Origin of the sequence: Sphingobacterium sp. Lzh-3, assembly GCF_046764375.1 — a bacterium.
In the GTDB taxonomy this organism is placed as follows: domain Bacteria; phylum Bacteroidota; class Bacteroidia; order Sphingobacteriales; family Sphingobacteriaceae; genus Sphingobacterium.
Genome location: NZ_CP177226.1, coordinates 3,364,243 through 3,385,651, shown reverse-complemented (window position 1 = coordinate 3,385,651; position 21,409 = coordinate 3,364,243). Strand labels below are relative to the sequence as shown.

At 39.8% G+C, this 21,409-nt stretch carries 17 protein-coding genes and 1 tRNA gene; 7 read left to right on the top strand and 11 right to left on the bottom strand.

Annotated elements, in window-relative coordinates; genetic code table 11:
- The first annotated feature begins 3 nt into the window (after window positions 1-3).
- A complete protein-coding gene (locus ACLCDV_RS14215; protein WP_411971462.1) occupies window positions 4-2,022 on the top strand; it encodes a urocanate hydratase in 2,019 nt (672 codons plus the stop codon).
- Window positions 2,019-3,023 (top strand): formimidoylglutamase, encoded by a 1,005-nt coding sequence (hutG, locus tag ACLCDV_RS14210; RefSeq protein ID WP_317666372.1) that lies wholly within the window; start codon window positions 2,019-2,021, stop codon window positions 3,021-3,023. The genes ACLCDV_RS14215 and hutG overlap by 4 nt, the downstream gene beginning before the upstream one ends.
- A 92-nt stretch (window positions 3,024-3,115) precedes the next feature.
- Here hutG and ACLCDV_RS14205 read toward each other — a convergent pair whose 3' ends face one another.
- Window positions 3,116-3,397 carry a GNAT family N-acetyltransferase gene (locus ACLCDV_RS14205; protein WP_317666373.1) on the bottom strand — a complete coding sequence of 94 codons (282 nt, stop codon included), beginning with the start codon at window positions 3,395-3,397 and terminating at the stop codon, window positions 3,116-3,118.
- A 262-nt stretch (window positions 3,398-3,659) separates the two neighbouring features.
- Between ACLCDV_RS14205 and ACLCDV_RS14200 the strand changes: the two genes are divergently transcribed.
- Complete coding sequence (locus tag ACLCDV_RS14200) at window positions 3,660-5,117, top strand: exonuclease domain-containing protein (RefSeq protein WP_317666374.1); 1,458 nt, start codon at window positions 3,660-3,662, stop codon at window positions 5,115-5,117.
- Window positions 5,118-5,678: 561 nt separating this feature from the next.
- Here ACLCDV_RS14200 and ACLCDV_RS14195 read toward each other — a convergent pair.
- The 6 genes from ACLCDV_RS14195 to ACLCDV_RS14170 all read right to left on the bottom strand — a co-directional run bounded on the left by ACLCDV_RS14195 (window position 5,679) and on the right by ACLCDV_RS14170 (window position 14,429).
- Window positions 5,679-6,800, bottom strand: a complete 1,122-nt coding sequence (locus ACLCDV_RS14195; protein ID WP_411971461.1) for an acyltransferase family protein — start codon at window positions 6,798-6,800, stop codon at window positions 5,679-5,681.
- 69 nt (window positions 6,801-6,869) lie between these two features.
- Window positions 6,870-8,420, bottom strand: a complete 1,551-nt coding sequence (locus ACLCDV_RS14190; RefSeq protein WP_411971460.1) for a RagB/SusD family nutrient uptake outer membrane protein — start codon at window positions 8,418-8,420, stop codon at window positions 6,870-6,872.
- Between the two features lie 18 nt (window positions 8,421-8,438).
- The gene (locus tag ACLCDV_RS14185) at window positions 8,439-11,711 is read right to left on the bottom strand and encodes a TonB-dependent receptor (protein WP_411971459.1); all 3,273 of its coding nucleotides are present in this window, start codon (window positions 11,709-11,711) and stop codon (window positions 8,439-8,441) included.
- A gap of 35 nt (window positions 11,712-11,746) precedes the next feature.
- Window positions 11,747-12,886 (bottom strand): FecR family protein, encoded by a 1,140-nt coding sequence (locus ACLCDV_RS14180; protein ID WP_411971458.1) that lies wholly within the window; start codon window positions 12,884-12,886, stop codon window positions 11,747-11,749.
- Window positions 12,887-12,953: 67 nt separating this feature from the next.
- Window positions 12,954-13,511, bottom strand: a complete 558-nt coding sequence (locus tag ACLCDV_RS14175; protein WP_317666384.1) for an RNA polymerase sigma-70 factor — start codon at window positions 13,509-13,511, stop codon at window positions 12,954-12,956.
- Window positions 13,512-13,724: 213 nt separating this feature from the next.
- Window positions 13,725-14,429, bottom strand: coding sequence for a TIGR00730 family Rossman fold protein (locus ACLCDV_RS14170; RefSeq protein WP_075994812.1), 705 nt, complete (start codon window positions 14,427-14,429; stop codon window positions 13,725-13,727).
- A 115-nt stretch (window positions 14,430-14,544) separates the two neighbouring features.
- Here ACLCDV_RS14170 and recR point away from each other — a divergent pair, with 115 nt between their 5' ends.
- Window positions 14,545-15,159: a recombination mediator RecR gene (gene recR, locus ACLCDV_RS14165; protein ID WP_120334345.1), complete on the top strand. Its 615-nt coding sequence runs from the start codon at window positions 14,545-14,547 to the stop codon at window positions 15,157-15,159.
- Here recR and ACLCDV_RS14160 read toward each other — a convergent pair.
- The 3 genes from ACLCDV_RS14160 to ACLCDV_RS14150 are packed head-to-tail and all read right to left on the bottom strand — an operon-like array spanning window position 15,156 to window position 17,319.
- Window positions 15,156-16,331 (bottom strand): oxygenase MpaB family protein, encoded by a 1,176-nt coding sequence (locus ACLCDV_RS14160; protein WP_411971457.1) that lies wholly within the window; start codon window positions 16,329-16,331, stop codon window positions 15,156-15,158. The two genes, recR and ACLCDV_RS14160, sit on opposite strands and share 4 nt — an antisense overlap.
- A 5-nt stretch (window positions 16,332-16,336) precedes the next feature.
- The gene (locus ACLCDV_RS14155; protein ID WP_294188044.1) at window positions 16,337-16,690 is read right to left on the bottom strand and encodes a hypothetical protein; all 354 of its coding nucleotides are present in this window, start codon (window positions 16,688-16,690) and stop codon (window positions 16,337-16,339) included.
- Between the two features lie 14 nt (window positions 16,691-16,704).
- Window positions 16,705-17,319: a hypothetical protein gene (locus tag ACLCDV_RS14150; protein ID WP_317666389.1), complete on the bottom strand. Its 615-nt coding sequence runs from the start codon at window positions 17,317-17,319 to the stop codon at window positions 16,705-16,707.
- A 390-nt stretch (window positions 17,320-17,709) separates the two neighbouring features.
- Between ACLCDV_RS14150 and ACLCDV_RS14145 the strand changes: the two genes are divergently transcribed.
- Together ACLCDV_RS14145 and ACLCDV_RS14140 are read left to right on the top strand one after the other, a co-directional pair.
- Window positions 17,710-18,561 (top strand): AraC family transcriptional regulator, encoded by an 852-nt coding sequence (locus ACLCDV_RS14145; protein ID WP_411971456.1) that lies wholly within the window; start codon window positions 17,710-17,712, stop codon window positions 18,559-18,561.
- A 77-nt stretch (window positions 18,562-18,638) separates the two neighbouring features.
- On the top strand, window positions 18,639-19,892 hold the full coding sequence (locus ACLCDV_RS14140; RefSeq protein WP_317666393.1) for an amidohydrolase: 1,254 nt from the start codon (window positions 18,639-18,641) through the stop codon (window positions 19,890-19,892).
- Between the two features lie 81 nt (window positions 19,893-19,973).
- On the opposite strand, the gene ACLCDV_RS14135 is transcribed toward ACLCDV_RS14140, so the two are convergent.
- Window positions 19,974-20,561, bottom strand: coding sequence for a hypothetical protein (locus ACLCDV_RS14135; RefSeq protein ID WP_317666395.1), 588 nt, complete (start codon window positions 20,559-20,561; stop codon window positions 19,974-19,976).
- Window positions 20,562-21,110: 549 nt separating this feature from the next.
- Here ACLCDV_RS14135 and ACLCDV_RS14130 point away from each other — a divergent pair.
- A tRNA-OTHER gene (locus tag ACLCDV_RS14130) sits at window positions 21,111-21,172 on the top strand.
- Window positions 21,173-21,409 lie beyond the last annotated feature (237 nt).

Sequence of the window (21,409 nt, the reverse complement as noted above, 5' to 3'; positions counted from 1 at the left end):
AACATGGAAGATACATTTAAGCGCGAGGTTGCGGAAGGTATTCCGACCGTATTACCTCCAAAAGTAGAACGAGATCATACAATAAGTCATGCGCCCAGACGAAAGGATATTCTCACCAAGTCGGAGGAAAAGCTGGCCCTACGGAATGCATTGCGTTATTTCCCGAAACCATGGCATGCCGTTTTAGCGCCTGAGTTTTTAGAGGAGCTTCGTGCCTATGGCCGAATCTACATGTACCGTTTTAGACCCGAATATGCCATGTATGCTCGACCAATAGATGATTATCCAGCAGTGAGTAAGCAGGCGGCGGCTATTATGTTGATGATTCAGAACAACCTCGATCCAGCTGTAGCACAACATCCCCATGAACTGATTACCTATGGCGGGAATGGAGCTGTTTTCCAAAATTGGGCGCAATATCGCCTCACCATGCAGTATCTTTCGCAGATGACAGATGAACAAACGTTACATCTTTACAGTGGTCATCCAATGGGGCTTTTCCCTTCCGCACAACATGCACCTCGTGTTGTTGTAACCAATGGCATGATGATTCCAAACTATTCGAAACCGGATGACTGGGAACGTTTTAACGCCTTGGGTGTTACACAATATGGGCAGATGACAGCAGGTTCCTATATGTATATTGGTCCGCAGGGTATTGTGCATGGCACCACAATTACTGTCATGAACGCTTTCCGGAAACATTTGGCAAAGGGAGATTCAATTCATGGCAAGGTATTTTTGACTTCTGGGTTGGGAGGAATGAGTGGTGCACAGCCCAAAGCCGGTAATATTGCCGGCTGTATCACCGTATGCGCTGAAATAAATCCCGCTGCGGCAAGAAAACGCCATGAACAGGGTTGGGTAGACCGATTGATAGAAAACATCGATGAACTCGTTGAACAGGTGCAGTTGGCGATGGATCAAAAGGAAACAATTTCCTTCGCCTATATCGGTAATATTGTCGAAGTGTGGGAAGCCTTTGATCGCGAAAATATCCACATCACGGTAGGATCTGATCAAACATCATTACATAATCCTTGGTCTGGAGGCTATTATCCGATGGGGTTGACCTTTGCAGAATCCAATGCGTTGTTAGCGACCGATCCTGACCGGTTTAAGCGATGTGTCCAAGAAAGCTTGATACGACATGTCGATGCCATCAATAAGCATGTAGCCAAAGGAACCTATTTCTTTGATTACGGTAACGCGTTTCTGTTGGAGAGCAGTCGTGCTGGTGCAGCGGTTTGGAATGATAAAAAGGATCAATTCCGCTACCCATCTTATGTACAGGATATTCTTGGTCCAATGTGTTTTGACTATGGTTTTGGACCCTTTCGCTGGGTTTGTACGTCTGGAAAGGCTTCGGATCTTCAAAAATCAGACGAAATAGCCATGACAGTTTTAGAAAAGCTCCGAAAAGAAGCCCCTGTGGAGATTCAGCAGCAGATGCAAGATAATATTCAATGGATTAAAGAAGCTGGTAAAAATAGACTTGTAGTTGGCTCTCAGGCGCGTATTCTTTATGCAGATTCCAATGGACGTATTGCCATAGCAAAGGCTTTTAATGAAGCCGTAAAAAGTGGCTTATTTGAAGCACCTATTGTTTTGGGAAGAGACCATCATGATGTGAGCGGTACCGATTCACCTTATCGGGAGACCAGTAATATCTACGACGGCAGTCAATTTACAGCAGATATGGCTATTCATAACGTCATTGGCGACAGTTTCCGGGGGGCCACTTGGGTATCTATTCACAATGGCGGTGGAGTCGGTTGGGGTGAAGTCATCAACGGTGGCTTCGGTCTACTGCTAGATGGCTCTGCAGAAGCAGCTTTTAAATTGGAAACGATGCTGTATTTTGATGTGAATAATGGGATTGCCAGGCGCGCCTGGGCTAGAAATAAGGAAGCTAATCAGGCGCTAGATCGTGCAATGGAGAGAAATTCCACATTGCAGGTTACGCGCGCGCAACTTGTAGATGACGATATTATCGAACAATTATTTAATCTGGGCGAATGAACTTATTGTTGAATAATCCGGAAATATATAACAAAGGAGACCAAGCGGTCTGGAAGGGGCGTATCGATGGCCAGGATCGTGAATGGATGCGTTGGCATCAATTAATGGATTGTGTTGATCTTCTCGAGCAGCCCAATTTAAGGCAGTCCATTGCTTTTCTCGGATTCTGTAGCGATGAGGGTGTTGCACGCAATCAAGGTCGTGTAGGGGCCAAAGATGGACCGACAGCACTCCGGAATGTATTAACAAACCTTCCTGTCCATTTTTCTGATAAACTAAAACTTAAAGATTGTGGTGATATACTTTTAAAAGACAATGATTTAGAGTTGTCTCAGCAGGGGCTAGGGGCTGCTTTAAATTGTATTCTCGAACAAGAAGGATTTCCAGTCATCTTAGGTGGTGGCCATGAAGTAGCTTATGGCCATTATTTGGGTGTTAAAGAATTTTTAAAGAGTCGTAATCAAAGTCTTGGCATTATTAATTTGGATGCCCATTTAGACATCCGTCCATTGGAGGATGGCAAAGGAAATTCTGGAACGGGCTTCTTTCAAATCGAGCAGGATCAGTCTAAAGCTGATTTGCCATTTCATTACTTAGCAATTGGTATTCAGGAAATTAGTAACACCAAGGGATTGTTGGACTATGCCAAAGAGAAGGATGTGCAGATTATTGAAAGAGAGAGTTTGATCATTGAAAAGCTTGATTTAATTAGGGAAAAAATTGTTCGTTTCTCCAAATCGGTGGATTATGTGTATTTGACGATTGATCTTGATGCTTTCGCAGCAGCCTATGCGCCGGGAGTAAGTGCATTGGCATTTAACGGTATTGTCCCGGATCAGCTATTTTTTACAATTTATGATATTCTTTTAGATCTACCCAATATAAGATCTGTCGATTTTGCCGAATTAAACCCTTATTTTGACATAGATTCCAGAACAGCCAAATTGGCAGCTGATCTGATATTTAAGTTGACAAACAAAATAGCAACAAAAATTGATTAAGAAATATACTGTAAAGTATATTGTTGTTGATAAAAAAAGGTTAGGTTTTCTTTGAAAAAAGCCTAACCTTTTTCTCATTATTAGGAGAGGTATTAAAAAAGTACATCGGCTAATGTGGGATCCTTATCAAAAACTGATTTTGCAAATGGACATAGTGGCATAATTTTTAAATGTTCTCTGCGGGCATAAGCAACTGCTGCCATTAACATTTGTTTGCCTAGCCCTTTCCCAGCATACTCGGAGCCCACTTCTGTATGATCTATGATGAATTTTGTAGGGCCAGCCCAAGTGTATGTCATTTGTGCAACGGAATTTTCCTGATCGATAACCTCAAAGCTACCATGTTTGTCGTTATTTTTTTGTATTACTTCCATGAGCATGAAGATAATTAAAGGAAATTACAAAATAAACAAAATTCAACAATATATAACATGAACAGTTTTCGCTGGGTGGATCGTAGTTTTGTAATAAATCTGTTGTTTTAATCATTTGGTTAATTATTGTCGTATCTTCAGGTAGCTTCTAAAAATTGCTATTTTCATTATTTGGATTATATAATTGGTTTCCCCGTATTTTGTAAAAGTGCGGGGATTTTTTTTTGAATAGCTAATATTTTTAGTATGTTTGCTTTGCGTTATGAGTGTAAATCAAAGCAAAAAACAAGAGTTTGCCATTGTGGACATAGAGACTACAGGCGGCAATGCAAAATCAAGTCGGATTACGGAGGTTGCCATTGTTATTCACGATGGTAATCAAGTGTTGGAACGTTGGGAAACATTGGTTAATCCAGGGAAAGAAATTCCGAATTCGATTTTTGCACTTACTGGCATCGATAATGAGATGGTAAAGGATGCTCCATTATTTGATGAAGTAGCCGAACATATTTATGGAATGCTTGAAGACCGTATTTTTGTTGCACATAATGTAAATTTTGACTATTCATTCATCCGATTTCAACTTCAGGAATCGGGCTTCGAGTGGTCAGCTATAAAATTATGTACGGTACGCTATGCACGAAAAATAAAGCCGGGATTATTATCCTATAGTTTAGGACGTCTATGTGATTATTTAGATATCCCTATTGAAAATAGGCATCGTGCGGGCGGTGACGCCAATGCAACGGCTATTCTTTTTGCTTATTTAAAAGCGCTGGATACCGAGCAGGTCTTTCAGGATATGATTAAACATAAAGCACTAGACCAACGTTTTCCCCCGCATTTAAATCCGTCAGAGTATGAGCAATTGCCTAATGAGGCCGGAGTTTATTATTTTCATGACAAACTTGGAAAAGTTATTTATGTTGGCAAGGCCGTAAATATCAAAAAAAGAGTATTGTCCCATTTTACGGGAAATAATATTCAAGCACAAAGGCAGAATTTTTTAAAAGAAATTCATCATATAAGTTACGAATGCTGTGGCACAGAGCTTATGGCACTTCTTTTGGAATGTGCAGAGATTAAAAGGTTTTGGCCAAAATATAATCGGGCGCTTAAGCGATATGAACCCAAATTCGGTTTGTTCTCTTATGAGGATCAAAATGGCTACCTCCACCTGGCTATTGGGAAGATAATAAAGGGACAAGCGTGTATCCAATTGTTTCAACGTGAATATGATGCGATTCAATTGCTGCAAACATTTATTCGGGAGGGGGATATTAATCCGCAATTTTGTCAGTTTGGTCATGCCAGCCTGACCACGAAATCCATAAAAAAGAATGATTTGCCTGACCGAATCCTGCATAATACGAGAGTTGAACGTTGTATTGAGGAGTGGCTTAGGGAGCGACCGTCTTACGTCCTGATCGATAAAGGACGTAATTCCGATGAAAAAAGCTGTATCGTCATTGAAAATGGTCTTTTTTATGGAATGGGTTATATTGACCAATATTGTCAATGTAACGAGCTTGAAGACATAAAAAGGCAGGTCAATAAATATCAAAGTAATCACTACATGATGGAATTGGTCAAAATGGCCGCAGAAAGGCAGCCTAATAAAGTACATTTCCTAACAAAATCTACGCTCCTCGCTGTTGCAGCAGAACCCAATTTATCTTATGACAAAATGTCTCCGAATAACCTTTTTAACTTTGTCTGAGTGGAGGATTTTTACGTTATATTTTGTTAATGGCTCTGTTTGGTCATTTCAATCTCAGTAATCTGTTAAAGAAATGTGAAATACGTATTAGTGGCATATTTTGGTCCAATAGTTGAAATATTATTTATGTAAAATATAAAAAAAGACTTTTCATAATTTAGGTTAATAATTGGTTAGTTAAAACCTGGGGCTCCCAACCTCAGGTTTTCTTTTTTTTATTACTTCTTAACTGGAATTTGACCGGGAATCCTCCTTACATATTGATTGGCAAAGATAAAATGGATAATTTTTTAAAATTTAAAACTCTTTTAATTTATTGGTTTTAAACATATTATCGTTTGTCCCCCTTTTGTCCCCCTAAGTTTTTTCTCTGTGTAGTTAGTTTAAGCTATTTTAGTGTCAGCATACTGTAATAGCGAAATAGTAAAACAAAGATGGGGCGTTTTCTAAAAGTAGCTGCGGTATATCTTATCCATATCTTTATATATAAAAAGGGCCTTGGCCCTTTTTTTTTTATTCCTATTATTCAGATTGCCTATTTTAAGCCAATGGCACCTTGACCTAGATTTTGATATAGATTTTTTTCTTCCGTAGGCAATATGCGATCAACCAATTCAAAGCGACAAATAGCAGCGCAAAAAGGGCTGAGGATAATCGTTGGTTTTGCCAGCTATCAAACAGGAAATGGTAGGTTAAGTTCCAAAGATTTTGATGTGTATCCCCGATGAGAATAAAAGAACAAATCGTGGGGATTAAGCCGCTAAGACAATAGATAAATAGTGTATTCTTACCGAAATCGTCAAGGACAGTGTAAATTATCCCTTTGATGTTTTGAAATTCGATAAGATAGATTAATATACCGAGAAAAGAGAGTGCAATTCCAGTGCTGAATACGGCGTAGCTGCTGGTCCAGATCTTCTTATTAATAGGAAAAACAAATGACCATAGATAGCCAATCAGGATAAAGGACAGACCTACGATAAATAGGTTCATCAGCTCCCTTTTTCCTGTCAGTTTTTGAATAATGTACTTTCCGGTAATATACCCGAATATTGTTTGACTGATGGCCGGTAAAACGCTCCAGATATCCTCTGGATCAAATGCTGTGCCCTCGCCGTGATAGAGATGGGACGCACCGAAGATTCGAATATCAAGTGCAGTTCCGAACCAGCCGTCCAAACTATAAGGATCCGATGGATTACTATAGTAGCAAATCAACCAATAGAACAAGAGAAATGCCGTACCGATGATAATTGCGCCTTTATCTTTAAAATAATATACTAACATGGCGCAACTGAAATAACAGATAGCGATACGTTGCAGTACGCCGAAATACCTGTACTTGGCAAATGGAATCCATTCCAGCTGATGAAGGCTATTCCATTCAACAAAAGGAAAAACATTTAAAAAGATGCCCAGCATAAAAAGGATGCCTGTTCTTTTCGCAACTTTTTGCCAATAGGCTGATGGAGCCTGTTGATCGATATTTTTTAAAGAAAATGCCATCGAGTTTCCAACAGCAAATAAGAAAAATGGAAATATAAGATCTGTAAACGTACATCCATGCCAGATGGAGTGTTCAAGTTGAGGAAATACATGGTGGTAGTTGCCGGGATTATTGACGAGAATCATCGCCGCGAGTGTAAACCCACGGAAAATATCCAGTGATTTAAAACGAGTCATAATAAAGTATATTCGTAAAAAAGGCTGTTCAAGGAATCAATCTTTTGAACAGCCTAATGCTTGGTCTAATTAATAGCCTGGATTTTGAGTCAGGCTCGGATTTGCCTGCAGTTCCAATAATGGTATTGGAAGGAGCAGGCTATTTTGGTTAAAATTATACTTAATTAACGTAGGGTTGCTCTGTTTGCCGTTATCGCATGTAAATTTTATTTCATTTAATTTATTCATTACATCTACTGTGACACCATAACGATTTAAGTCATCCCAACGTTGACCTTCGAAAGCAAGTTCCAATCGGCGCTCGTTAAGAATGATGGCCTTCAGTGCACTGGAGCTGACACCGGATAAATCGGAGAGCCCTGCGCGACGACGTATGATGTTTATAGTGTTTAGCGCACCAGAAGCATTTCCCAAGGCGTTTTGAGCCTCTGCTTTAAGCAGAATGATGTCCGCAAGCCGCAAAAGGTAAAAATGATCGCCACTTTGGAAGCTGTTGGCATGTTTTTGCTTTACATTAAATGGGATTTCTGTATCGGCATCTCCACAAGGGTTCCAGAACTCATCTGCCCAAGGCACAGAGAAAAACCAGATGTTGGCATTCTTTCGTTCAGTGTCGCCAGCGTTGTCATAAGCTTCGACAAGATCTTTCGAAGGTGTGCCATACCGGCGCCATTCGTTTTCGTTGATTTGGCCATTTTCATCAAGATCCGGGAAAAAGAATGCGCCACCCCAACAGCTTAGATTGGGACTGCCGGCGATATAGGGAATCTCTATGATGGATTCACTGTTATAGTTATGTTTACCGTCAAAAAGATCCGCATAGTTTTGAAGGAGCTGATAGCCACCTTTTCCAGTGATCACTGCATTGGCGTATTGCAATACCTTATTGTAATCCCGATCAGGGCGTTGCGCCCATATCTTTGTCAGCAAGGCATTTGCAGCACCTTTTGTAGCTCTAACCTTGTCAATAGAGGGCTGTCCAAATCCATCGGGAAGATTGTTTGCTGCCACTTGTAGATCCGAATCTATAAAATCATAAACCTCCTCTACAGTTGATCGCTTGATGCGTAATACTTCCGAATCTGTACTGTTGGAGTGTTTTTCCAAGGGGACACCACCGTAAAGTTTGACCAATTGATAATAATGGAAGGCTCTTAAAAATGAAGCTTCTCCAAGAATTTGTTTGCGTCTTTCATCCGAAAAAGTAGGATCTGTGACTTTACCAACATTGTCGATAACGATATTGCATTTTGAGATTGCTCCATACAGTTCTTCCCAATCCCTGCGTACCATTTCATTGGTATTCGTAATCGTATTATAGTCAATTTGTGCAAAGTCTATCTCACCACCGCCGGCCGCATGCGCATTGTCCGAACGGATATCGGTCTGTAAAATCATCTCCCATTGATAATAATTGGCATTGCTTCCTGGGCGGGTACCATTGCCTATAAAAGAATTATAGGCCCCGTTTAATGCTTTCTCAATATTGTCTCCGGTGAGATAGGCATTTTCACTCGTTACCGTGGAGGTAGGCTGAAGATCTAAAAACTTTTTGCAGGAATTTAGAGCAAGAGAAGCCAATAAGGCGATGGCTAATGACGTATATCTATTTGATTTCATTGTTTGTAAGCTAAAAGGTTAAAAAGTTAGGTTTATACCAACAATAAAGGTGCGTGCCTGCGGCGAAGTACCAAAATCGATGCCCGGCGCCATATTGGAGCTCACGGTTTCCTGGTTAGTTCCCCCATACATGCTTACCTCAGGATCTAGACCTGAGTATTTTGTGAATGTTAACAGATTCTCGCCTGTCACATAAAGACGGACCTTATTGAGCTTCCATCTTTCAAGCACTTGTTTAGGTAGGGTATAGGCCAAGGTCATCGATTTTACCCTGAGGTAGGAACCTTTCTCTACAAAACGGGAAGAAATCTGTGAATTGTAGTTGTCATCTGTATTATTTAGATCCGGACGCGGCATAGTACTATTTTTGTTATTGACTGTCCATCTGTTTAATACGGCAGTACTTTGGTTTCTCGGTTCCCACATACCCTCTGTATAAATACGTGTCGCATTAAGGATATCATTTCCCTGTACACCCTGTAAGAAAAAAGAAAAGCTGAAGTTCTTATAACTAAAATCATTTGTCATGCCATAAGAGAATTTTGGTGTAGCATTACCAATGATAGCCATATCACTCGTTTGAAGACCTGCTTCAGGGTCGGCCATCTGATAGATCATATCTCCGGTCTCTGGATTGACGCCTTTCGCGACGTAACCCCAGAATGATCCCAATGCAACCCCTTCTTTTGCAATCGTACTATTGCCACGGCCATCAATATTTCCGTCATAGTAGGTTCCGCCATCAATATTCAGTACTTTATTGCGATTGAGCCCAAAGGTGACTGTTGTATTCCATTTGAAATCGTGAACGAAATTTCGGCTACTCAATTCGAATTCGAAACCTTTATTCTGTAGGTCGCCGAGGTTTTTCAGCGCAGTTCTATAACCGGAACTATACGGAACTCTTGAGTTGAGAAGTAGGCCTACAGTCTTTTTTGCATAATAATCTGCACCAAATATCAATCTGGAATTAAAGAAACTGGCATCCACACCAATGTCGGTCTGGTTTGTTGTTTCCCATTTTAGATTGGGGTTGTCCAAGGTAGCAGGTGTATACCCCGGTACAACCTGATCGCCGATATTGTACGATCCCGTGACGTCAACTAAACCAAGATAGGAAAAGGCCGGGATTTGGCTATTTCCAACCTTACCCCAACTAGCGCGGATTTTCAAATCGTTTACCGTGTTTTTCAGCGAACTAAAGAAATCTTCATTGGATAAACGCCAGCCGGCAGAGAAAGAAGGGAAGTAACCCCAACGGTTATTAGGCCCGAATACAGATGACGCGTCAGCTCTCAGATTGGCTGTAAATAAGTACTTGTCGTTATAATCATAACCGATTTTTGCAATGCCGGAGACAGTGGATACAGCAGCATCTATCGCTGTTGGCATCGCCGTAATCATTGAACCTCCATTGACGGTATGAATTGCTGGATTAGCAAAATTCTGGGTAGCGATATTTGAGATTGTTGTTTGTGTTTTAGTGGTGATATAACCTAGTAAACCTGTGAAGTGGTGCTTATCACTAAAAGTTCTGTCATAGTTTAATGTATTTTCGGACATCCAATACTGATTATCCTGCTGCTGGAGCGTCGCCATTCCTTTATATTTTCTACCCTCTGTCGTGCGGAACGGATCCACAAAAGTGCGGTACTGGTTGTTAAATTTCTCATACCCAAACAGCGATTTGAATTTTAGTCCCGGTAGGATATTGGCTTCCACAAAGGCATTTCCTGTAAATCTGTTGTTGATATAGCTGTGCTCGTTGCCTGTTGCCAATGCAACGGGGTTGTCAAGATCCGTATAGAATGGATCTACTGTGAAAGCACCTTTATCGCCATATATGCCGATTACTGGAGAGCCCAGGTAAGCATTCATGATGACTCCATTTCGGGAGTTCTCGGTAATGTCCACGTCGTACCAACGGTTGTAAGATAAGCTTGTTCCAACTTTAAAGATTTTATTGATCTGATGATCCAAATTAACCTTGAAATTGACCTTGTTTACTGTATTTGTGATGACTGTACCATTATCTTTTTGATAAGATCCAGAGATGTAAAACCCTGTCTTTTCATCTCCACCGCGTACTGAAGCCTGGTATTTTTGGCTGTGACCGGTGCGGAATAGCTGATCTGGCCAGTTCGTATCAGCGGTATATTTCGACCAATCCAAGGCTTCTCCCATCTCAGTCATTAATTCTCTATATTGTACCGCATTTAGAACGCTAGGCTTTTTTCTGATGGCTGAAAATCCTTGATAGGTTTCGAAATTTACCTGTGTCTTACCGTTTGTTCCTCTTTTGGTCGTAATCAACACCACGCCATTGGCTCCTGACGATCCGTAGACAGCGGCAGAAGCAGCGTCTTTTAAGACCGAAATGCTTTGAATATCTGATGGATTGAGCTCCGATATATTTTCTGTAGGAACACCATCTACAATGTATAATGGGTTGCTACCTGCAGTAATTGTTGAGGTTCCACGGACACGAATGGAGAAGCCAGCTTGCGGTTGTCCGGAGGATTTTACAATTTCTACCCCCGCCATTTTACCTTCCATGGCACTCGCCAATTGGGTCACAGGGCGATCTTCAATATCCTTTGTGCTCATGGTTGCAATGGCTCCCGTGATGTCCTTTTTTTTCTGTGTTCCAAAACCGACCACAACGATCTGCTCCAGTTGGTTGTTGGCAGTTTTCATCTGTATATTGAGGTAACTATTGGAACCTACCGTACTACTGATAGTCTCATAACCTATCGAACTAAAGCTCAGTTGATGTGTAGAGGTCGCTTCAATCGAGAATTCACCTTTACTGTCTGTTTCCGTTTGTTTACCTGTTGTTGTATTGCGGATTGTGACCCCTGTTAATGCTTTACCATCGCTATCGGAAACGCGCCCTTTGACAAGCTGTTGTACATTGATCGTGTTTCTTAAGGGCATATCATCTGTTTTCCTTTTTAGGACAATGGTGTTGTTGACAATTTTATAAGAATACGATAGCTCTTTCAGGTTGTCATCCAGAATTTCAACAATAGAACCATCTTTATGGTTTATTCGGATTTTTTGGTTATCATTAATCTGCGAGTTATCGTACAGAAACACATAAGAACTCTGACGCTCGATCTCTTTAGCAAACTTTGCCAAAGTGTATTCCTTGTCTTGTAACTTGATTTTAGTTTGGTTTACATTCGCCATCGCCAAATTATTTGCATGGGAAACGCATTGGATAGCGAGTAAAGCAGCAAATAGTTTTGCCTTTTTACCAGCCCCCTGGATGGTTTTAAGTTTATACATAATTAGTTGGGTAAGTTTGTTTTATATTAAATAATTTAGAGTTCAACTTCAATTTTATTGTTTTGCAATCGACATTTTATATCCAGGAAGTTAAGGGTCTCAACCAGTTGCTGGGCCGTTGAATTACGTTTTATTTTTCCTGTCAGCTCACGCTTTTCATTTGTTCCCTTATAGACAATATCTACATTGTACCAGCGTTTTATGGCAGCGAGTGCATCTTTTATTGGTGTCGATTCAAAATAGAAAAAGCCATTTTTCCAGGCCATTGCTTCTTCGATATTGGCTTCTGCTACGATAAGATTCCCGCCTGCGGTAAATGCTGCTTGACCAGGTTTCAGCATTTTTGACTTGCCGAATTGCGAGACTTGTACAGAGCCTGCTATAAGTGTGGTTTTATTGTTTTCATTTGGATAGGAGCTTACATTAAAATGTGTTCCGAATACGCGAATGGTTTGTTCATTCGATCGCACATAGAATGGTCGATTACTATCGTGGCTGACTTCAAAATAGGCTTCACCAGATAATTTTACTTCACGGCTATTTGACGCAAAAGATTCAGGAAATGTCAGCACGGAGCCAGCGTTTAGCCATACCTTACTGCCATCGGCCAAAATGATCGTATACTCTGTTCCAATCGGCGTTTCAATGGTATTGGTACGGCTAGCAGTAGTATTCTTACTGGCCGTAAATTGATATTGCACGGTTCCGGAAGCAGTTGTAACAATTTTCACCTGTTCATCCTGATGGAGAACGCTCTGTTGGTGGGCAGAAAGGTCAATTTTAGTTCCATCAGCTAAAGTTAATACAGCTGCCTTAATACCCGGATGAACTTGCTGTAGCGGCTTCACAGCTACCAGCGGGGTGTCTCCGGTTGTTCTTTTAACAAGGTAAAGGGGTAGTATAAATAACAGTGCTAAAGCAGCAGCTATTCCACTCAATTTCACCCATTTTGGAATTCGCTTGATTTTTGACGCTTGGATTTCCTGCTTGATATGTAAGAATAACAGCTCTTTGAGTTGTTGTTCATCCGTTGCGAGCTCCTCGGGGATAGGGAGAGGTTCGCCATTACTTGTTTCATACCATTGTTGCAGTTCGGCCTCTTCTTCAGGGCTACATGTGCCTTGAAGCCATTTATAAGCCAATTGCTTTATCCGGAATTGATTATGATCAACCATATTTAGAGGTTATTTATATATAGAGTCCCTAAATTGGGCTGACACCCTGACAAGAAGAGAAAAAAAATTACAAAGTAATCAGAAAGCGCTGAATACCAGTGCGTATTTTTTTTAAGGCACGGCTTAATTGGGTTTCGACAGTTTTCACAGAGATGTTCATACTTTCAGCGATCTGCTTATAGGAGAGTCCTTCTTCGCGGGATAATCTGAAGACAAGCTGGCATTTTTCAGGCAGTTCCGAAACAAGCTGATCTAGCCGAACACGAAGCTCTTCAAACTGGAGCCAATTTTCCGTCGAGTTATCAAAATCCACCCATTCCGTATCATGCTTAAAAGCTTCCTGTTTGTATTGTTGTGCGAGATATTTAAATACTTTGTATTTTACGGCCACAGCGAGGTAGGAGGCGAGATTGCTCTCAATTTGGAGTTGATGGCGTCTCAGCCAAAGTGAAGTAAAGATATTTTGTACAATTTCCTGCGCATCTTCCAGTGAATTTGTTTTGCGGGCAGCCTGGTAATAAAGCGTTTTCCAATAGCGATCATACAAAGCTTCGAAAGCTAAGCTATCGTCTTGTTGAATCAACACGATCAACTCTTCATCTGAATGGCCTCCAAAATCTTTCATGCAAGACAATAATTTGTTTTTCTATGGTTATACGACGTGAAATGCTAATTGCGCTATAAATGTAGGGACTAAATTATGAATAATGCAACTTTAATAAATAAAAGCTGGCTTTAAGCAGCTAAACGCATATTTTACAAAGGAAAGCAGCTTCGAATAGACAAAAAAAAGGAGTATCCGAATCAACAGATACTCCTTTTTTTGAAGAAGTGCTTCTTAGAAGTTTGGCTTCAACAAGTATTTATCGTAGAATCGGAAAATATGATCAGCTGCTTCCTCGGCCGTATCCACAATTCGAAATAGTTTTAAATCCTCTTCACTGATATATTTGTTTGAAATCATCGTATTTTGAACCCAATCTATTAACCCTTTCCAATATTCAGAGCCGACCAATACGATTGGAAAACGTGCAATTTTACCGGTTTGAATCAGTGTGATTGCTTCAAACAGTTCGTCCATGGTTCCGAAACCTCCAGGCATAACAATATACCCTTGAGAATACTTCATAAACATGACCTTTCTGACGAAGAAGTATTTAAATTCAAGCAATTTATCGCGGTCAATATATTTGTTGTGAAATTGCTCGAATGGTAATTCAATGTTTAGGCCAACAGACTTACCTCCAGATTCGTAAGCGCCCTTATTGGCTGCCTCCATAATACCCGGTCCACCGCCGGAGATAATACCATAACCGCGTTCCGTCAATAAGCTAGCAATATCTACCGCCATTTGATAATATTTGTGTTCGCGTGGGGTACGTGCTGATCCAAATATTGAAACACAGGGGCCAATTTTTGCCAATTTCTCAAACCCATCCACAAACTCTGACATCACTTTAAAAATCTGCCAAGAGTCCTTTACTTTAATTTCCTGCCATGTTTTGTTTTCAAATGCGCGGATAATTTTATCTTCTTTTGTAATGTCCATATATAACGTTATACATTTAATTTCTAAAACCTAATTTTTCAAAAAGGAATACAATATAGCTATTTTTTTAATACTAGCTACTTTTTCTGATTATTCTTACATTTGCATTATGAATTTTTCTTCTAAACTTCTTGAGAATGCGGTTGCTGAATTTGGAAAATTACCTGGCGTGGGACAAAAGACGGCATTGAGACTGGTTTTGCATCTGTTGAAGCAATCCGATGCAGATGTAGCGCGTTTTACGGCCTCTATCGATCGCTTAAAAGAAGATATTCAATATTGTCAGGAATGTTTCAATATTTCTGACCACAGTATATGTGAGATATGCGCCTCATTCAAACGCGATAAAAATTTGATCTGTGTTGTAGAAGACACGCGAGACGTGATGGCCATCGAAAATACAAATTCATATCAAGGTGTATATCATGTATTGGGGGGATTAATTTCGCCCATGGATGGTATTGGCCCTGCTGATCTAAAAATTGAAGGTTTAATTAACCGAATCCAGAGAGGTGAGGTAGAAGAAGTTATTTTGGCCCTTTCAGCAACAATGGAAGGGGATACCACCATTTTTTATTTATACCGTAAATTGCGTGAATTTGATGTAAAAATTACAACGATTGCCCGCGGTATTGCCTTTGGTGGCGAGTTGGAATATGTCGATGAGCTAACCCTGGGACGCTCCATTGCGACACGGGTGCCTTACGAGCGCAACGTTGGTTAATTGTATTTCAGATAGATTTGTTTCACGCCTTCGTGTACTTTTCTTCCTTTTTCAATTTGTTGTTGTCGCCATAAGCTGTCGGTAACCATACGATTTGCTTTTTTATTTTTTAAGATATTCACATAAGCAATTTTACCGAGTACCGTCTTTTTTAAACCCAATAGTGAACACGAATAGTCGCCCAATAGATAATGATTGTAGTAGAGATGAATTTCGCGCATGAGCTTTCGTCCCCATTTGTTTGTGGGGTAGGCCGCTTTAATGGGCTCTTCCATGAGTGATTTTGCTAAAGCTAAACTATCCTGATCTCCTGATTGTTGTGTCATGGTCCAATAATACAAAGCTTCAATAGCTTGCTCCTCTGTGTCGGGGAGAAGTTGCAATGGAATACCCAGCAATGTTCCGATAAACTTCCAGACATGGAATAAACCTTCTACCTCGTTTTCCAATACATTGAATTTCATGCGTTTTAGCCCTGTTAGGTAAACAAGAGAAAATCCGAGATTGGTTGCAAGCATATCCCACGTATTTAATGGAATACCCCATTTTTCTGTTTGCCACTGACCGTGCTTTAGAATGTTTAATCGCGCATACGAATGGATACATCGGGTAAGTAGAATGGCCTCTATGCCGATATTACCCTTTTTCAGTGCATCATCGCCTGTGATATCCACCCAAAAGGTTACCGTTTCGGTGAGTCGTTTGACAGCCCCTTTTTTTAACGCACCTGTAAAGATTAAGGGTTTATTGATCGCACTGGATTCATAGCCCCCCATGAGGACATAATCCCGTAATACAATAAGTCCTGATAAACCAGAACGTTGACTGAGCCCAATGCCTTGTTCTATTTTATTCCAATCTAACCAAGAAGGGCTGAGATCTAATGTATTTAAAAAATTCAGCAATACATGTTCGTATGCTGCATCAATAGGCTTGCCTGCAAGTGCATCTTTAAGCAGTTGTTGACCTTGATGGAAACCAATTTTTAGGTGTAGCTGCTCGACAAATTGGTCGCAGCTATTGTCAAATTGATAGAGTAAAGGAGTAAATTGATCGGCAGCAGCGATGGAAAGTTTCGTCGGCAATTTGCGAAGCAATTCGACACCAAGCCCCTTCGACCAATAAAAAGAAAATGAACTTGTATTAACTTGATAACGTTCGGGTACTCGCATATCTTTTATTGAATTGTCCAAACGGTATAACTTCCAGTTAGTGTGATACTATCATTTGATTTATTAAACTTAAAGTCTATATAATCCATTTGACACGATGAGAGATCACTGCAGCAAAATTGACGATCAATTTTAAAATGAAGTCTAAATGAACCTTCGGTACTATTTGTATAAAAAGTTAATCCACTTATGCTAAAGTCACTTAAATGCGGTGCGCCATCTTTATCTTCCAATTGCTCGATAACGTAATCATTGATTTCTTGCTGATGTTTGGCGATGAATGGTATAAGATCTTGATTGCTGAATGGTATGATTAAATCGTCTTTTTTTAGTTGGATTCTGATGTTAATTTCTGTCATCTTATTATGCTGTACTAATAAAGATCTCTCCAGTTTGGAATATATAAACTGAAAATTGCTTCTGTTTCTTTTCGCGTCTTATGAGCAAATTTACAGAAAGCCTTTAGAATAATTAGATTGATGTATTCTTTTTCGAAATCAATGAGTCGATTTGAAAAATGAAATCCACCTTCAACGATTCTAAAATCGTTTTTGGATAATTTATGGATGGTTACTGTAGCTACATCATATATATCCAACTGTTCTTCCCAATAAGCAATCTGCTTGATTATTTCATGGTAGAGTAATTCCTGACTCCATTTGTACAGTAATTTCAATGTATTCGTGCTCTTCTTTTGATATACACATATACTTGTAGCTGTCAGTTCAAAGGTTGCTAGCGTTGTGGAAGGATAGATTTTGACCAAATAAGGTTTTCCAAATAGGTAGTAGGGATTTTCGAGGTAGGAATAGGATGTACCTTCCGATTTACTTTCTGGCGGGTTTAACTTGATGTACTCTTTAAGGAAAGCAACATCGCAATGTGCCGGAGCATGTACACGATAGGGTGATGAATTACCCGAAATTTGGATATAATCTTTATTCCAGGGAACTATTTCATAAAATATACGACCGATTTCGATTTGCATTTCTCGATTTTAATTAGATATGGGGCGTCGGCATTCAATATCGCTTGATACCCTTGCAACTGCGTTAAAGTAACATTTTTTTTATATTAAATATTAGTTATAATCGTAACAATTTTCTTTTATACAGTTAGTCCAAACAATAAGAGTTTCGTTTGAACAAGCTATGGACTACGAGTAATCAACTTCGGACTGTAAGTAGTATGTCTGTACGATGAAGCCATAGTGAATACACGTTTAAAAGGTGGACTCAACGTGGACTTACTGTGGACTCACTGTGCTTACAGTACGAAGCTGGTCATAAGTTAGTCGTAATTTTTAGCATTGTTACCAGCTCTCTCTAGCTTTTGTTTTTTGTTTTAAAATTTAGATACTATCTTTGGAATACTGTTTATGTATCAACCCAACGACCATTTCCCAATATTAGACCTGCAGAAATTTCAGGAAGGGATTATCGCTGACCGCGATTTACTTTTTCATGAGCTCATTGGCCCTAGAGAAATTAGTGAACCGCACAAACACGATTTTTTTATCCTTTTATTGTTCCAGGAGTCTGTAGGCACACATACAATAGATTTTGACCGTTTTGTACTAGGTGCAAATCAGTTACATCTGGTTTTTCCTGGACAGGTACATCAATGGCAGATGGGCGATCCTACCTATGCACTGCAGCTCATGATTAGCAGACATTGGTTCGAAAGCTTATTACCTGCGTTGCGATTTCCTATTTCTTATTATTTTAAGCATTTGGTCATTGATCTTTCAACGGCCAATTTTCAGTCGTTATTGACAGAATTCAAGGCAATTGCAGATGATTTACAGAATGGTGAGATCCTATGGGAATTGATTTACGCACGGGTCAAAGTAATTACGCTTCTGATCAGCAAGATCGTTCAGGATAATTTTGATGATTATGAACAAAATCAGGCTAATCCAATTATGGCAAAATTTGTGCAGCTTATCGATGAATGGTATAAAAGTGAAAAATCAGTCGCTTTTTATGCCGAGAAGCTAAATATTTCGGCAAATTATCTGAATGTGTTAAGTAATCGGGTTTTACAGAAATCAGCTTCATTTTTGATTCAGGAACGTGTGTTACTGGAAGCAAAGCGATTGCTTAAAATTTCGGATAAAACGATCAAAGCTATTGTCTTTGATTTGGGGTTTTACGATAATGCAAGCTTCAGCAAGTTTTTTAAAAGCCATACGAATATGACGCCAAGTCAGTTTAAAGCGCAGCCATAATATCTACACAAGCTGTAATAATTCGTACAAAGATCATTGGCTCAAATCACTTAGCTTTGGTGAAAAATGATATAGGCATGAATGAAATCAATCAAAATCAAGATACTTATTTGTTGAAGAATGTATTGCTAGAAACTGGCTTTCTTTATGAGAAGGAAGAAATTGTTGCTACGAAAACGGCATTATTTGATATTCAAATTGAGGCCAATAAAATAAAAAGTATTGAGCCAGCGCAATCGGCGGGGGGCGGAAAGGCCTTTGATGCGAAAGGTAAATTGGCGTTGCCGCCATTCCGTGACATGCATATTCATTTGGATAAAACCTTATATGGCCTGCCCTGGAAGGCGGTATTTCCAAAAAATAGGACTGTAAAAGATATGATTGCCAAGGAACAGGTGATTATCCCCGAGTTGTTGAAAACCTCTGTCGAACGGGCCGAAAAGTTAATCGCGCTTTTACAGGGCTACGGAACAAATTTTGCACGGACGCATTTTAATGTAGAGCCTACATCGGGAACAAAGTCATTGGAGCATTTGTTAAAGGCGCTGGAACATTTAAAATATTCATTTGCTGCAGAACTGGTTGCATTCCCTCAGCACGGTCTATTCTACACAGCATCAGCGAAGCTGATGGAGGAAGTCGCTAAATGGGAGCAGGTGGATTTTATTGGTGGTTTGGATCCCTTTAGTATTGACGGCAGTATTGAGAAGCCGATGGACCTGACAGTTCAACTTGCATTGGATAATAACAAAGGAATCGATATCCACTTACATGAGGGTGGGGAATCAGGTGTTAAGACCATACATTATTTGATTGATAAAGCATTGGAAAATCCGGCATTGCAGGGACGTACATTTATCAGTCATGCTTTCGCCTTAGGTTACATGCCGAAAAAGGACTTAGCACATACGGCCGAACGATTGGCAGAAGCGAAAGTTGGTATATGCAGTTCGGTTCCTTTTCGCAATATGTTGATGCCATTTCGGGAATTGAAAAAAGCGGGAGTGGAAGTTTTTGTAGGAAACGACAATGTTCAGGACCATTGGGGTACTTTCGGTAGCGGTAATATGCTTCAAAAAGCCAATCTAGCTGCGGAATTATATGGTTATGAAACTGAATTCGAGTTATCCCGTTGCCTTCGTTATGCGACCAATGGCAAAATTCCGCTTGATGATCAAGGGAATTCCGTATGGCCGAAAGTTGGAGATGATGCTAACCTCCTTTTTGTCGATGCGAGTTGTTCTGCAGAAGCAGTTTCTCGGATCTCAACCGTCTATGGGCTTATCCATCAGGGAAATGTTGTTAAATGGAACAATAGCTCCCAAGCTTAATTGAAAATAGCAAACAATCATAAATTGAAAATGCCAATTTATCGTCTAGAAAATTGGCATTTTCAATGCTAGGGGGAACGATTAGTGTAGGAAAGTCGTCTTGCAGTAATCAATTTTATAAGAACCTTGCTCATTGACCAATTGAACTTCATTTTTGGTTCGGATGTCATTACCGTAATCAATAAATACGATAAATTTGCTTTCAGTTACTTTGTCGATTTTGACATCCTTGATATCCAATGCGTCGTCATTACCTCTTCCAAATAACCAGGTTTCCTCCGTATATAGAGGGTAGATTTTCTCCCATTTGGCCCTGTAAGCTGCCTCAGCTTTGGGTAGTTCTTCATCTGTGAGGTTGGAGGGTCCGTAAATTTCATTCGCATCTTTTAAAAAGGCTTGGAATCGCTTGGTACATAATGCGTCCTCTTTATCCAGATAGTAACAATATTTTCCAGATGCGGAACCTGCACATTGAAAAATTCCTTTCAACCAAGCTTCTGCTTGCTGATGCTGACCCACTGCCGTGTCTTGCTTCGCTGTCCTTGTGCTGTCTTTGAATGGTATTTGCTTTGCGGGATGATTTGCAGTAGCGCTTTTATGGTCTTGCGCTGAATTTGTACAGCTTGCTAGCATGCAAAACAGCCCTATTGTTGCATATAAACTTTTCATTTTTTGATATCGTCTTAAAACTGGAATAAAATTAGGATATAAATTGGATAACATGATCACGGATTACCACTATATTCAACAGAATATTCATCAAAAAATCTAATTTTCCATTCTTTTTGAAATAATGCAGCGGGCCATAAGTCTACCGTGTCGAGTAAAGACGCAATGAATCTGCGTAGTTCAGGACTTCTAATTTTTTTTTGATACTAATTATTTGTTTTTTATTGTCTATATATCAGTATTTTATATTTTTTTTATAAATTTTCTTATTTCTTTTTATTGTTACGCAAACTCCCTGCATATTAAGCCAACGATATTTGTAATGTCAACAGTGACAAACGTTCTTTGATGGAAATTATAGCGAAAAGCTTTAAGATATATACTTCATTATGAAGTATAAAAGAGCCTTTCTTCTTCAGATGGCATCCTGGTCACCTGTTTCAGTATAGCAGGTTAGTATTGTTCTCTATGAGCTTCAATATACTGATAAAACGAGAAGTTGAAAGGAAAGTGCTCGTGTTAGAGGTTCGAATCCTCTCCTGTAAAAAAGGTAGCTCAAGGGTAGAGCAAAGCAGTTAGTTGTGGGTCGTAGGTTCGATTCCTACTCCTGAGCAATCAGGATAGTTCAGTCTGGTTAGAATAACAACACAATCGTGTGGGTTCGAATCCCACTTCCATTTTCGGATGGAATAGCATAAGGGTATTGCATCGAACTGTCCATTCGGACATTCAAAGTTAAGACTTTCTTCAAAAAGGTCATTTGGTAGAAGCTTGCTATCTTTTATCCTGCTTATGCGCTGTTTTTCATGCGATTGAGCAATTGATTGATGGCCTGAGATTCCTAAGTG

What these genes read in the sequence shown, in the direction of transcription:
- ACLCDV_RS14215 (WP_411971462.1), top strand. Translation starts at nt 4, where the DNA reads ATGGAAGATACATTTAAGCGCGAGGTTGCGGAAGGTATTCCGACCGTA.
- hutG (WP_317666372.1), top strand. Translation starts at nt 2,019, where the DNA reads ATGAACTTATTGTTGAATAATCCGGAAATATATAACAAAGGAGACCAA.
- ACLCDV_RS14205 (WP_317666373.1), bottom strand. Translation starts at nt 3,397, where the DNA reads ATGGAAGTAATACAAAAAAATAACGACAAACATGGTAGCTTTGAGGTT.
- ACLCDV_RS14200 (WP_317666374.1), top strand. Translation starts at nt 3,660, where the DNA reads ATGAGTGTAAATCAAAGCAAAAAACAAGAGTTTGCCATTGTGGACATA.
- ACLCDV_RS14195 (WP_411971461.1), bottom strand. Translation starts at nt 6,800, where the DNA reads ATGACTCGTTTTAAATCACTGGATATTTTCCGTGGGTTTACACTCGCG.
- ACLCDV_RS14190 (WP_411971460.1), bottom strand. Translation starts at nt 8,420, where the DNA reads ATGAAATCAAATAGATATACGTCATTAGCCATCGCCTTATTGGCTTCT.
- ACLCDV_RS14185 (WP_411971459.1), bottom strand. Translation starts at nt 11,711, where the DNA reads ATGTATAAACTTAAAACCATCCAGGGGGCTGGTAAAAAGGCAAAACTA.
- ACLCDV_RS14180 (WP_411971458.1), bottom strand. Translation starts at nt 12,886, where the DNA reads ATGGTTGATCATAATCAATTCCGGATAAAGCAATTGGCTTATAAATGG.
- ACLCDV_RS14175 (WP_317666384.1), bottom strand. Translation starts at nt 13,511, where the DNA reads ATGAAAGATTTTGGAGGCCATTCAGATGAAGAGTTGATCGTGTTGATT.
- recR (WP_120334345.1), top strand. Translation starts at nt 14,545, where the DNA reads ATGAATTTTTCTTCTAAACTTCTTGAGAATGCGGTTGCTGAATTTGGA.
- ACLCDV_RS14160 (WP_411971457.1), bottom strand. Translation starts at nt 16,331, where the DNA reads ATGCGAGTACCCGAACGTTATCAAGTTAATACAAGTTCATTTTCTTTT.
- ACLCDV_RS14155 (WP_294188044.1), bottom strand. Translation starts at nt 16,690, where the DNA reads ATGACAGAAATTAACATCAGAATCCAACTAAAAAAAGACGATTTAATC.
- ACLCDV_RS14150 (WP_317666389.1), bottom strand. Translation starts at nt 17,319, where the DNA reads ATGCAAATCGAAATCGGTCGTATATTTTATGAAATAGTTCCCTGGAAT.
- ACLCDV_RS14145 (WP_411971456.1), top strand. Translation starts at nt 17,710, where the DNA reads ATGTATCAACCCAACGACCATTTCCCAATATTAGACCTGCAGAAATTT.
- ACLCDV_RS14140 (WP_317666393.1), top strand. Translation starts at nt 18,639, where the DNA reads ATGAATGAAATCAATCAAAATCAAGATACTTATTTGTTGAAGAATGTA.
- ACLCDV_RS14135 (WP_317666395.1), bottom strand. Translation starts at nt 20,561, where the DNA reads ATGAAAAGTTTATATGCAACAATAGGGCTGTTTTGCATGCTAGCAAGC.